Annotated in this window: 12 protein-coding genes and 1 pseudogene; 1 reads left to right on the top strand and 12 read right to left on the bottom strand. The window is 71.6% G+C overall.

The window, feature by feature from the left end; genetic code table 11:
• Positions 1-125: 125 nt before the first annotated feature.
• From AC2EAQ_RS16510 to AC2EAQ_RS16455, 12 genes and pseudogenes are all read right to left on the bottom strand, one after another.
• Positions 126-419: pseudogene (locus AC2EAQ_RS16510) on the bottom strand (L-talarate/galactarate dehydratase); the annotation flags it as partial.
• Between the two features lie 6 nt (positions 420-425).
• Positions 426-869 carry a helix-turn-helix domain-containing protein gene (locus AC2EAQ_RS16505; RefSeq protein ID WP_484645468.1) on the bottom strand — a complete coding sequence of 148 codons (444 nt, stop codon included), beginning with the start codon at positions 867-869 and terminating at the stop codon, positions 426-428.
• A 45-nt stretch (positions 870-914) separates the two neighbouring features.
• Complete coding sequence (locus AC2EAQ_RS16500; protein ID WP_484645465.1) at positions 915-1,550, bottom strand: TetR/AcrR family transcriptional regulator; 636 nt, start codon at positions 1,548-1,550, stop codon at positions 915-917.
• A 23-nt stretch (positions 1,551-1,573) separates the two neighbouring features.
• Positions 1,574-2,665, bottom strand: a complete 1,092-nt coding sequence (gene paaE / locus AC2EAQ_RS16495; protein WP_484645462.1) for a 1,2-phenylacetyl-CoA epoxidase subunit PaaE — start codon at positions 2,663-2,665, stop codon at positions 1,574-1,576.
• Positions 2,662-3,156, bottom strand: coding sequence for a 1,2-phenylacetyl-CoA epoxidase subunit PaaD (paaD, locus tag AC2EAQ_RS16490; protein ID WP_484645458.1), 495 nt, complete (start codon positions 3,154-3,156; stop codon positions 2,662-2,664). The genes paaE and paaD overlap by 4 nt, the downstream gene beginning before the upstream one ends.
• The gene (gene paaC, locus AC2EAQ_RS16485) at positions 3,153-3,947 is read right to left on the bottom strand and encodes a 1,2-phenylacetyl-CoA epoxidase subunit PaaC (protein WP_484645452.1); all 795 of its coding nucleotides are present in this window, start codon (positions 3,945-3,947) and stop codon (positions 3,153-3,155) included. The genes paaD and paaC overlap by 4 nt, the downstream gene beginning before the upstream one ends.
• 4 nt (positions 3,948-3,951) lie before the next feature.
• Positions 3,952-4,266 carry a 1,2-phenylacetyl-CoA epoxidase subunit PaaB gene (paaB, locus tag AC2EAQ_RS16480; RefSeq protein ID WP_484645449.1) on the bottom strand — a complete coding sequence of 105 codons (315 nt, stop codon included), beginning with the start codon at positions 4,264-4,266 and terminating at the stop codon, positions 3,952-3,954.
• Positions 4,263-5,255 (bottom strand): 1,2-phenylacetyl-CoA epoxidase subunit PaaA, encoded by a 993-nt coding sequence (paaA, locus tag AC2EAQ_RS16475; protein ID WP_484645445.1) that lies wholly within the window; start codon positions 5,253-5,255, stop codon positions 4,263-4,265. The genes paaB and paaA overlap by 4 nt, the downstream gene beginning before the upstream one ends.
• Before the next feature lie 18 nt (positions 5,256-5,273).
• The gene (gene paaK / locus AC2EAQ_RS16470) at positions 5,274-6,593 is read right to left on the bottom strand and encodes a phenylacetate--CoA ligase PaaK (protein WP_484645444.1); all 1,320 of its coding nucleotides are present in this window, start codon (positions 6,591-6,593) and stop codon (positions 5,274-5,276) included.
• Complete coding sequence (gene paaI, locus AC2EAQ_RS16465) at positions 6,590-7,042, bottom strand: hydroxyphenylacetyl-CoA thioesterase PaaI (RefSeq protein WP_484645442.1); 453 nt, start codon at positions 7,040-7,042, stop codon at positions 6,590-6,592. Before paaI ends, paaK begins: the two co-directional genes overlap by 4 nt.
• Positions 7,043-7,052: 10 nt before the next feature.
• Positions 7,053-7,871 (bottom strand): enoyl-CoA hydratase-related protein, encoded by an 819-nt coding sequence (locus AC2EAQ_RS16460; RefSeq protein WP_484645441.1) that lies wholly within the window; start codon positions 7,869-7,871, stop codon positions 7,053-7,055.
• Positions 7,872-7,979: 108 nt separating this feature from the next.
• On the bottom strand, positions 7,980-9,650 hold the full coding sequence (locus AC2EAQ_RS16455) for a methyl-accepting chemotaxis protein (protein ID WP_484645440.1): 1,671 nt from the start codon (positions 9,648-9,650) through the stop codon (positions 7,980-7,982).
• Positions 9,651-9,840: 190 nt separating this feature from the next.
• Here AC2EAQ_RS16455 and AC2EAQ_RS16450 point away from each other — a divergent pair, with 190 nt between their 5' ends.
• Complete coding sequence (locus AC2EAQ_RS16450) at positions 9,841-10,452, top strand: phenylacetic acid degradation protein PaaY (protein WP_484645439.1); 612 nt, start codon at positions 9,841-9,843, stop codon at positions 10,450-10,452.
• The last annotated feature ends 2 nt before the right edge of the window (positions 10,453-10,454 follow it).

Here is a 10,454-nt window from a genome sequence, read left to right as displayed (position 1 = left end):
CCTCCTCAAGGCCCTGGATGGCCGTCGCCCCGAAAGCGACAACGGCGCCGTCTTGAAGGCCGCGTAGCATGTCCACCGAGGAGCCGTCACCGGTCACGGTTCAACAGCGAGCGGGACATCGCCCTGGCGCCGGCCCACACCAGCTTGTCCCACAGGCGGGCGATGTCGTTCGGGTCCTCGCCGAGCAGCTCCGGCGCCAGCTCCTTCGCATGCGCGAACAGGCCCGGCCCCCCGGCGCGCTTGCTGTAGGTGAGGCCCAGGCCCTCGTGGCCGTCGCGGCTGCGGATCTCGGCAAAGACAAAGGCCACTTCCGTCAGCGGCTTCTGCCGCCCGGTCAGCACCTTCGCGTCGGAGATCGGCCGGGCCAGCGGCAGCACCACATGCGACAGGCGCAGCGCCTCGATGCGGTCGGCGCCCACCGGCGGTCAGCCCAGGGCTTCGAGACGCTGCTGCACCTGCCGCTTGCCGGCCTTGCGCAGCGCGGCGATCGCCACCAGGCGGTCGCGGCTGGGTCGGGCGCGGCCCGACTCCCACAGGTAGATCGACTGGCCCGACACGCCGAGCAGCTTGCCGGCCTCGCTGGCCGAGATGCCCAGCTTGGCGCGCAGCGATGCGAAGCCCTTGGGGCGGAATCGCAGCGCGGGGGCGTCGTCGCCGGCTTCGGCGGCGGCCGCCGCGCCCGCCCCACGCGTCGCACCGCGCGTGGCCTTCTTCAGCGCGCGCTCGAGCCCCTGGGCCCGGCGCTTCAACTCGGCGATCTCGCCGCGGTGGGTGGCCACGGCCTTCTTCAGGCTGGCCGTTTCCCGCCGCACTTCCTTGCGGGCGATGCGGGCGATTTCTTCCTTGAGGACAGAGGCGATGTTAGGCATGGGGCGAATTGTCCTCCAATGCGATTTCCTCGGCTTTGGAGGCCGTCAAGCAGCCTTTCGTGCCGATATGCCACGCTTAGGCCCACGCTGTGGAAGCACCACCGCCGGCAGGCCGCCAAAGAAAAGCTGCACCACCATCGGCGCCAGGTCCTCGTGCGTGAGCGTGCCGCCGGGGCGCAGCCAGGTGAAGGTCCAGTTGATCATGCCGAACAGCAGCATCGCCAGGGGCGTGGCGCGCGGCGCGAGATCGGGCCGCACGCGGGCGATGGTGCGGGCGAACGCCGCCACCACGCGCTTCTGGGCCGCCTGCACCTCGCCGCGCTCGTCGTCGCCGAGGAACTTCACGTCCTCGGTCAGCACGCGATGCTCGTGCTGGGCGCCGGCATACGCGGCCATGAAGGCCTCGATCAGCCCCTGCAGTTCGGCCTGCGGCGCCAGCTGACGCGACTGCACCGCCGCCACCACCTGCTCCAGCCTTTCGACGTGGGCCAGCGCGATGCGCGCCAGCAGCGTCGACTTCTGGCGGTAGTAGTGATACAGCGTGGCCTTGCTCACGTCGCAGGCCGCGGCCACGTCGTTCATCGACGTGGCGCTGTAGCCTTGGCGCGCGAACAGCTCCGCCGCCCGCGCCAGGATCGCCGCGGCCTGGTCGTCGTAGCCCGCCGCCCGCGTCCTAGCCATCCACAGCCTCCGCGCGCACCGGGCTACCGGTCATCGAAGGACAGCACCACCTTGTCGGTGAGCGGATGCGACTGGCAGGTGAGCACGAAGCCGGCCGCCACGTCGGCCTTGTCGAGCGCGAAGTTGCGCGTCATGCGCACCTGGCCCTCGACGAGCCGCGCGCGGCAGGTGCCGCACACGCCGGACGTGCAGGAGAACGGCACCTCCAGCCCCGCGGTGGCGGCAGCGTCGAGGATGCTCGGGTCGTCCTTGCCGAAGTCGAACTCGCGCCGCAGGCCGTCGCGCACGATCGTGATGCGCGCGCGCTCGGCGTCGCCGGGGCGGCTTTCGTGTTCCACCGCGCCGCCCTGCGCGCCGGCCTGCGGCGCCACGCCGAAGCGTTCGATGTGGATGCGCTCCTCGGCGACCCCGGCGGCCAGCAGCGCGGCCTCGGCCTCGTCGTTCATCTGGTACGGGCCGCAGACGAACGCATGGTCGATGCCCTGGGCGTCCACCAGCCGGCCGAGGAACTCGCCGAGCTTGATGCGGTCCATGACGCCGCTGTGCAGCGGCAGCTCGGTGGCCTCGCCGGAGAACACATGGTGCAGCACCAGGCGCGCCATGTAGCGGTTCTTCAGGTCCTCGATCTCCTCCTTGAACATCGTGGACTTGGGCGCGCGGTTGGCGTAGATCAGCGTGAAGCGCGACAGCGGCTCGCGGCCGAGCACGGTCTTCATGATCGACAGGATCGGCGTGATGCCGCTGCCGCCGGCCACGCCGAGGTAGTGGCGGCTCGCGGCCGGGTCCAGCGGCACGAAGAACCGGCCCTGCGGCGGCATCACCAGCACCGTGTCGCCGGGCCGCAGCCGTTCGTTGATCCACCCCGAGAAGCGGCCGCCGGCCACCTTGCGCACGCCCACGCGCAGCTCGCCGTCGTCGATGCCGGCGCAGATGGAGTACGAGCGGCGCAGGTCCTGCCCGTCCACGTCCGTGCGCAGCGTCAGGTACTGCCCCTGGTTGAAGGCGAACACCGAGCGCAGCGGCTCGGGCACGTCGAACGAGACAATGACCGCCTCTTCAGTGTCGGGCTCGATGGCGCGCACCTGCAGCGGGTGGAATAGAACACCGGGGTTCATATCGCCTTGAAGTGTTCGAAGGGTTCGCGGCAGTCCAGGCAGCGGTGCAGCGACTTGCACGCGGTGGCACCGAACGCCGACAGGCGCTCGGTGCGGGCACTTCCGCAGCGCGGGCAGGGCACGCCCGTCAACAGCCGCACCGGCTGCGCGCCGTCGCCGCAGCGGCCGGGCGGCGCGATGCCGTAGTCGCGCAGCTTGCGCCGGCCGTCGTCGCTGATCCAGTCGGTGGTCCACGCCGGCGCACGCTGCAGGCGCAGGCGCACCGGGCCCAGCGGCGCCAGCGCATCGCGCACGCTGGCCTCGATCACTTCGGTGGCCGGGCAGCCGCTGTAGGTGGGGGTCAGCGTGACCTCGATCGCGCCGTCGTCGGCCTCGGCCACGGCGCGCACGATGCCAAGGTCCACCACCGAGATCGCCGGCACCTCGGGGTCGGGCACGTCGGCCAGGCGCCGCCAGGCATCGTCCACGCGGGACGCCAGCGCCGTGCTCACCACACGCCCCCGGGATAGGACCGCGGCAGCACCTGCATCACCGCCAGCAGTGGCCCGAGGTGCTCGCTGTGGCGGCCGCGCTTGCCGTCGCCGCGCCAGGCCGACGCCGGCGGCAGCGCCAGCGTGGCCTCGGCCAGCACAGCTTGCACGTCGGCCAGCCAGCCCTCGCGCAGCGTGTCCCACGCCGGGCCGAGGCCGGACTCGGCTGCGGCGCGGTCGACCGCGTCGCTTTCGAACAGCTCGTTCGTGCAGGGCCACAGGCGCTCCAGCGCGTCGCGCATGCGGCGAGCGCTCTCGTCGGTGCCGTCGCCCAGCCGCACCACCCAGTCGGCCGCGTGCTCGCGGTGGTAGCGCGCCTCCTTCACGGCCTTGGCGGCGATGGCGGCCAGCTCGGGGTCGGTGGACCGTTCGAGCGCGCGCCACTGCGCCAGCATCCAGGCCGACAGGAAGAAGTTGCGCAGCACGGTCAGCGCGAAGTCGCCGCGCGCACCGGCCACCAGGGCATTGGGCAGCTCGGCCAGCGTCACGTTGAGGAAGTCGCGCTCGTCGCGCAGGAAGGCGAGCTGGTCCTCGTCGAAGCCCTGGCCTTCGAGCCGGCCGGCGTGGCTGAGCAGCGCACGCGCCTGGCCGAGCAGGTCGAGCGCGTGGTTGGCCAGCGCGATGTCCTCTTCCAGCACGGGTGCATGGCCGCACCATTCGGACAGACGGTGCGACCAGACGAGGCAGGTGTCCGCGAGACGCAGCACGTACTGCGCGCGGGCGTCGGGCTTCAGGGCGAGCGAGGCAACCATGGCGTCACATGTGGTTCACGGCGTCGGGCAGCTCGTAGAAGGTGGGATGGCGGTACACCTTGTCGGCCATCGGGTCGAAGTACATGTCCTTGTCGCCCGGGTCGCTGGCGATGATCTGGTCGCTGCGCACGACCCAGATGCTGGTGCCCTCCTGGCGCCGGGTGTAGACCTCGCGCGCCAATTGCACGGCGGCCTTGCCGTCGGGCGCGTGCAGGCTGCCGCAGTGCTTGTGGTCCAGGCCGGCCTTGCTGCGCACGAACACCTCCCACAGGGGCCACTCGGTGCCGGCCGCCGGACCGGCAGGCTTGTCGCTGCTCATGCCGCCTTCTCCTTCAATGCGCGCTTGCGCTCGTGAGCCAGGGCCGCGTCGCGCACCCAGGCACCGTCCTCCCAGGCCGCCACCCGCGTGGCCAGCCGCTCGCGATTGCACGGCCCGTCGCCGCCCACCACGCGCCAGAACTCGTCCCAGTCGATCGCGCCGAAGTCATGGTGGCCGCGCTGCTCGTTCCATTTCAGCTCGGGGTCGGGCAGCGTGACACCCAGCACCCGGGCCTGCTCGGCGGTGGCGTCGACAAACTTCTGGCGCAGGTCGTCGTTGCTGATGCGCTTGATGCCCCAGCGCATGCTCTGCTCGCTGTGCGTGCTCGCGGCGTCGGGCGGGCCGAACATCATCAGGCTCGGCCACCACCAGCGGTCCACCGCGTCCTGCACCATCGCGCGCTGGGCGTCGGTGCCGCGCGTCATCATCACGTGCAGCGCGTCGAAGCCCTGGCGCTGGTGGAAGCTCTCCTCGCGGCAGATGCGCACCATGGCGCGCGCGTACGGCGCATAGGAGCAACGGCACAGCGGCACCTGGTTCATGATCGCCGCGCCGTCCACCAGCCAGCCGATCACGCCGACGTCGGCCCAGGTCAGCGTGGGGTAGTTGAAGATGCTGCTGTACTTGGCGCGCCCGGTGTGCAGCGCGTGGAGCAGCTGGTCGCGACTGGTGCCCAGGGTCTCGGCGGCGGCGTAGAGGTACAGGCCGTGGCCGCCCTCGTCCTGCACCTTGGCCAGCAGGATCGCCTTGCGCTTGAGCGTCGGCGCGCGGGTGATCCAGTTGCCCTCGGGCAGCATGCCGACGATCTCCGAGTGCGCGTGCTGGCTGATCTGCCGCACCAGCGTCTTGCGGTAGTGCTCGGGCATCCAGTCCTTGGCCTCGATGAACTCGCCGGCGTCGATGCGGGCGTCGAAGCGCTGCTGCAGCGCGGCGTCCTCGAGCGCCGAGCGCTCCTCGCGCGGCGCGGTGTCCATGGCTTGCGTGTACATGGCGGCTCCCCTGCCCGGCTACTTCGGGCGCTTGTCGATCACGCGGCGGGCCTTGCCCACCAGCGTGCGCTCGATGCTGTCGGGCGCGCCGACGCTGACGCTGGCGGTGACGCCGATCAGCGTCTTGATGCGCTCGCGCAACGCATGGCCCACGGCCGCGCGGTCGGCGCCGGCATGCGCGGGCAGCAGCTCGCACAGCACCTGAAGCTCGTCCAGCGGGCCCTGGCGCGTGACGACGAGCTGATACTGGCCGCCGAGCTGGCCATGCTGCAGCACCAGCTCCTCCACCTGCGACGGGAAGACGTTGACGCCGCGGATGATCAGCATGTCGTCGCTGCGGCCGACGATCTTGCCCATGCGCCGCATGCTGCGCGCGGTGGGCGGCAGCAGGCGCGTCAGGTCGCGCGTGCGGTAGCGCACCACCGGCAGCGCCTCCTTGGTGAGCGTGGTGAACACCAGCTCGCCCTCCTGCGTGCCCGTGGCCGGGTCGTAGGGCCGCACCTCGCCGGTGTCGGGGTCGATGATCTCGGGATAGAAGTGGTCCTCCCAGATCACCGGGCCGTCCTTGGTCTCGATGCACTCGTTGGCCACGCCCGGGCCCATCACCTCGGACAGGCCGTAGATGTCCACCGCGTCGATGCCGGCGCGCACCTCGATGTCGTGCCGCATCGCCTCGGTCCAGGGCTCGGCGCCGAAGATGCCGACCTTGACGCTCATCGTGCGCGGGTCGATCCCCTGGCGCTCGAACTCCTCGATGATCACCTGCATGTAGCTCGGCGTGACCATGATGATGTCGGGCTGGAAGTCGCGGATCAGCTGCACCTGCTTTTCCGTCTGGCCGCCGCCCATCGGCACCACGGTGCAGCCCAGGCGCTCGGCGCCGTAGTGCGCACCCAGGCCGCCGGTGAACAGGCCGTAGCCGTAGGCCACGTGGACGATGTCGCCGGCGCGCCCGCCCGAGGCGCGGATCGAGCGCGCCACGAGGTCGGCCCAGCGGTCGATGTCGCCGCGCGTGTAGCCCACCACCGTGGGCTTGCCGGTGGTGCCGCTGCTGGCATGCACCCGCACCACCTGCTCGCGCGGCACCGCGAACATGCCGAACGGATAGTGGTTGCGCAGGTCGGCCTTGGTCGTGAACGGGAACTTCGCGATGTCGGCCAGCGAGCGGCAGTCAGACGGGTGCACGCCCCTGGCGTCGAAGGCCTGGCGGTAGTGCGGCACGTGGTCGTAGGCGTGCTGCAGTGTCCAGCGCAGGCGCTCGAGCTGCAGCGCCTGCAGTTCGTCGGCGCTGGCGCGCTCGATCGGTTCCAGCTCGTGCGGTTCCGGGTGCTTTCTCATGCCCTGGCCTTTCCCACCGGCAGGCCCTCGACCACGGGCTTGCCCTTCATCGTGAACGAGCGGCCCCGGAAGGCCGCCACAGTCTCGCCGCGCTGGTTGGTGACGGCGATGTCGTAGACCCCGGTGCGGCCGGTGCGCGACACCTCGCTCGCGGTAGCGGTGAGCTGGTCGCCGCCGCGCGCCGCCGCAACGATGTTGACGTCGAATCCCGCCGCCACGGTGAGCTCGTTGTAGGCATTGCAGGCAAAGGCGAACGCGGTGTCGGCCAGCGTGGCGATCAGGCCGCCGTGGCAGATGTCGAACCCGTTGAGCATGTCGGGCCGCACGGTCATCGTCACCGTGGCGCTGCCCGGGCCGACGGCCACGATGACCATGCCCAGGCCCTGCGAGGCGCGGTCGTCCTTCCACATCGCGTCGCGCGAGGCTTCGGCAATCTGCTGTGGCGTCATGGCGGTCCCGTCAACGGTCGGTGAACTTCGGCGCGCGCTTCTCGACGAAGGCGGCGATGCCCTCGCGGGCGTCGGCGGCACGGCCCAGCTCGCCTTGCCGGCGCGCCTCGGCCGACAGCGCTGCGGCATAGTCCAGCGCCATCGCGTCGTCGATGGCGTGGCGCGTCTCGGCGAGCGCCCGCGTGGGCATCGCGGCCAGTCGGGTGGCCAGTGCGAGCGCGGCGTCCATCAGCGCCGAGTCCTCCACGCACTGCCAGATCAGGCCGATGCGCGCGGCCTCCTCGGCCGGCAGCTTGTCGCCCGTCATCGCGAGGCCGATCGCGCGCGCCCGGCCCACCAGGCGCGGCAGCAGCCAGGTGCCGCCGCAGTCGGGCACGAGGCCGATCTTCGAGAACGCCTGGATGAAGCTGGCCGACCGCGCCGCCACCACGAGGTCGCAGCCCAGCGCGAAATTGGCGCCCGCACCCGCGGCCACGCCGTTGACCGCAGCGACCACCGGCACCGGCATCGACCGCACGCGCAGCGCCAGCGGCTTGTAGAGCGTTTCCACCACGCCGCCGACGTCGGGCACGCCCCCGACCATGCCGAGGCCGGGATCGTTCAGGTCCTGCCCGGCGCAGAAGCCGCGGCCGGCGCCCGTGAGCACCACCGCGCGCACGGCGCCGTCGTCGGCCGCCTCGTCGAGCGCGGCGCGCAGGCGGCCGTGCATCTCGGCGTTGAAGCTGTTGAGCTGCGCCGGGCGGTTGAGCGTGATCACGCGCACGGCACCGTGCGTGGCCGTCAGCACGGATGCCGGGGCTGCGGCGGGGAGATCGGGCTTCGAGGTCATGCGCCTTCCATTCATTGACCGACCGGTCGGTCGATCATAAGGGCAGGCGCCCGGCGACCGGAAAGGCGACGCCCCGGGACAAACCCGGGGCGTCCAGCGCGCGCCCGCCTAAGCCGGCTGCGCGACGCGGAACACCGCCACCGCGTCCACCAGCCCGGCCGCCTGCCGCTTGAGCGCCTCGGCGGCGGCAGCGCTCTGCTCCACCAGGGCCGCGTTCTGCTGGGTGCCGCGGTCGAGTTCGCCGACGATGCGGCCGACCTGCTGCACGCTCACGCTCTGCTCGGCGCTGGCCTGCTGGATCTGCGCCACGATCTCGTTGACGCGGCGGATCGACAGCACGATCTGCTCCATCTTGCGGCCGGCCTCGTCCACCAGCTGCGCCCCGCCTTCCACACGCGACACATTGGCGGCGATCAATGCCTTGATCTCGCGCGCCGACGCCGCCGAGCGCTGCGCCAGGCTGCGCACCTCGGAGGCCACGACCGCGAAGCCGCGCCCCTGTTCGCCGGCGCGCGCCGCTTCCACCGCAGCGTTGAGCGCCAGGATGTTGGTCTGGAAAGCGATGCCGTCGATCACCGAGACGATGTCGGAGATCTGCTTGGACGACGCGTCGATGCCCTTCATCGTCTGCACCACCTGGTTCATCGCCGCGCCGCCCTCCTCGACCACGGTGCTGGCGTGGCGGGCCAGGTCGCGCGCCTTCTCGGCGTGCTGCGCGCTGTCGCCGGCCGCGCTGCCGAGCTGGCCCATCGTGGCCGAGGTCTGCTCCAGCGCGCTGGCCTGCTGCTCGGTGCGGGCCGACAGGTCCAGATTGCCCTGCGCGATCTCGCGGCTGGCGGTGGCCACGCTCTCGGCATTGCCGCGCACGCTGTCGATGATGCCGGCCAGGCGCTGGCGCAGTTCCAGCAGCCGCGCCAGCACGCTGTCCGGGGCGCAGCCCGGCGGCGTGGCGCACGGGCTCAGGTCACCGTCGCCGAGGCGGCGCACCAGCTGCACCACGTCGTCCGGCGCGCCGCCCAGGCGGCGGTTGATCCACCACCACTGGCGCAGCGCCCAGCCCGAGCACAGCGTCACCAGCAGCGTGAGCGCCGCCACGGCCCAGGCCCAGCGCGCCTGGCGCGCCTGGGCCGCCAGCACCGCCGTCTGCGTGCGCTCGTCGAGCAGCACCATGAACTCATTGACGGGCCCCATGATCCGGGCCTTGAAGCGGTGGTAGTCGGCGTCGTTCATCATCTGCAGCGCGCGGGCGCGGTCGGGCGGCGCCTGGCGCGTGAACCGGCCCTGTCCGTCGTCGTACAGGCCTTTGACCATGTTCATCGCGACCGTCTCGGTGGTGACGAGGTCGTTGGAGTTGTCCTGCGCCTGCTTGAGCTTGGCGAACTCCTGCTCGGTGAAGCCGGCGCGGCGCATGCGATCGCTGAGCGACAGGGTCTCGCCGTCGCCGCCGGGCGGCGTGGCGTCGGCGGCACGGAAGTCCCAGTAGATGCGCTCGTAGTGGGCCGGCCGCGGGCGCTTGCCGTTGCGGATGTCCAGCACCTCGAAGTACTGCTGCTCCCACTTGGGGTCGCCGGTGGCGACATAGGTGCGGGCCAGGCGGGTGAGGTCGTCCGAGCTCTGCCGCAGTTCGTCGGCGAGCAGGTAGCTGTCGTAGCGCGCCTGGATGGCGCGGCCCACCTGGGCGTCGGCCAGCGCGAGGCCGACCACGCTGGCGGCCAGCAGCAGCATGCCCGCGCCGATGGCGGTGATGGGCGTGCGGAAAAGCTTGAGGTTCAGTGTCATGGCGATGTCCTTCGGGTGTGCGGAGCCGCGGTCGCGGGCCCCGGGCGGCATCAACTGCCTGCCCCGCTTTCGGTGCCGGCACCGACCCCATGGATGGCCCCGGCGGACCAAGCGGCTGCGATCGACGGCGTTGACCGGTCGCAATGCCGCTCCTACGATGCGGCGCCTCATACCCCGGACCCAGCACCCCATGACCTGCTACGCCATCGACGGCCTCGTGCCGGTGGTCGACCCCACGGCCCACGTGCATCCGCAGGCGGTGCTGATCGGCGACGTGTGGGTGGGCCCCGGCGTGTATGTCGGCCCGTGCGCCAGCCTGCGCGGCGACTTCGGCCGTCTCGTGCTGCAGGCCGGCAGCAACGTGCAGGACAACTGCACGCTGCACGGGTTTCCCGGCAGCGACACCGTGGTGGAGGTGGACGGCCACATCGGCCACGGCGCCGTGCTGCACGGCTGCGTCGTGCGTCGAGGCGTGCTGATCGGCATGAACGCGGTGGTGATGGACGAGGCCGAGGTGGGCGAGTACGCCATCGTGGCGGCCAGCGCCTTCGTGCGCGCCGGCATGAAGATCCCCCCGCGCACGCTGGTGGCCGGCGTGCCTGGCAAGGTGGTGCGCGAGCTGACCGAGGCCGAGATGGCCTGGAAGCACGACGGCACGCTCGTCTATCAGCACCTCGTGGGCCGCTGCCATGCGTCGCTGGTGGAGACCGCGCCGCTGGCGTCGGCCGACCCGGCCCGGCCGCGGCTGACGGCGCAGGCCTGCGGCCTGGACGTCAAGCCGCTGGTGGCGACGAAGCGGTAGCG

It is taken from the genome of Aquabacterium sp. T101, from assembly GCF_057219775.1.
Note: the sequence above shows the minus strand (reverse complement) of the source record. Positions and strands in the feature narration are given on the sequence as shown.

Coding starts and splice junctions, on each gene's coding strand:
- paaI (WP_484645442.1), bottom strand. CDS start 7,042: ATGACGCCACAGCAGATTGCCGAAGCCTCGCGCGACGCGATGTGGAAG.
- paaE (WP_484645462.1), bottom strand. CDS start 2,665: ATGAACCCCGGTGTTCTATTCCACCCGCTGCAGGTGCGCGCCATCGAG.
- AC2EAQ_RS16500 (WP_484645465.1), bottom strand. CDS start 1,550: ATGGCTAGGACGCGGGCGGCGGGCTACGACGACCAGGCCGCGGCGATC.
- paaC (WP_484645452.1), bottom strand. CDS start 3,947: ATGGTTGCCTCGCTCGCCCTGAAGCCCGACGCCCGCGCGCAGTACGTG.
- paaB (WP_484645449.1), bottom strand. CDS start 4,266: ATGAGCAGCGACAAGCCTGCCGGTCCGGCGGCCGGCACCGAGTGGCCC.
- AC2EAQ_RS16450 (WP_484645439.1), top strand. CDS start 9,841: ATGACCTGCTACGCCATCGACGGCCTCGTGCCGGTGGTCGACCCCACG.
- AC2EAQ_RS16460 (WP_484645441.1), bottom strand. CDS start 7,871: ATGACCTCGAAGCCCGATCTCCCCGCCGCAGCCCCGGCATCCGTGCTG.
- paaK (WP_484645444.1), bottom strand. CDS start 6,593: ATGAGAAAGCACCCGGAACCGCACGAGCTGGAACCGATCGAGCGCGCC.
- AC2EAQ_RS16505 (WP_484645468.1), bottom strand. CDS start 869: ATGCCTAACATCGCCTCTGTCCTCAAGGAAGAAATCGCCCGCATCGCC.
- paaA (WP_484645445.1), bottom strand. CDS start 5,255: ATGTACACGCAAGCCATGGACACCGCGCCGCGCGAGGAGCGCTCGGCG.
- AC2EAQ_RS16455 (WP_484645440.1), bottom strand. CDS start 9,650: ATGACACTGAACCTCAAGCTTTTCCGCACGCCCATCACCGCCATCGGC.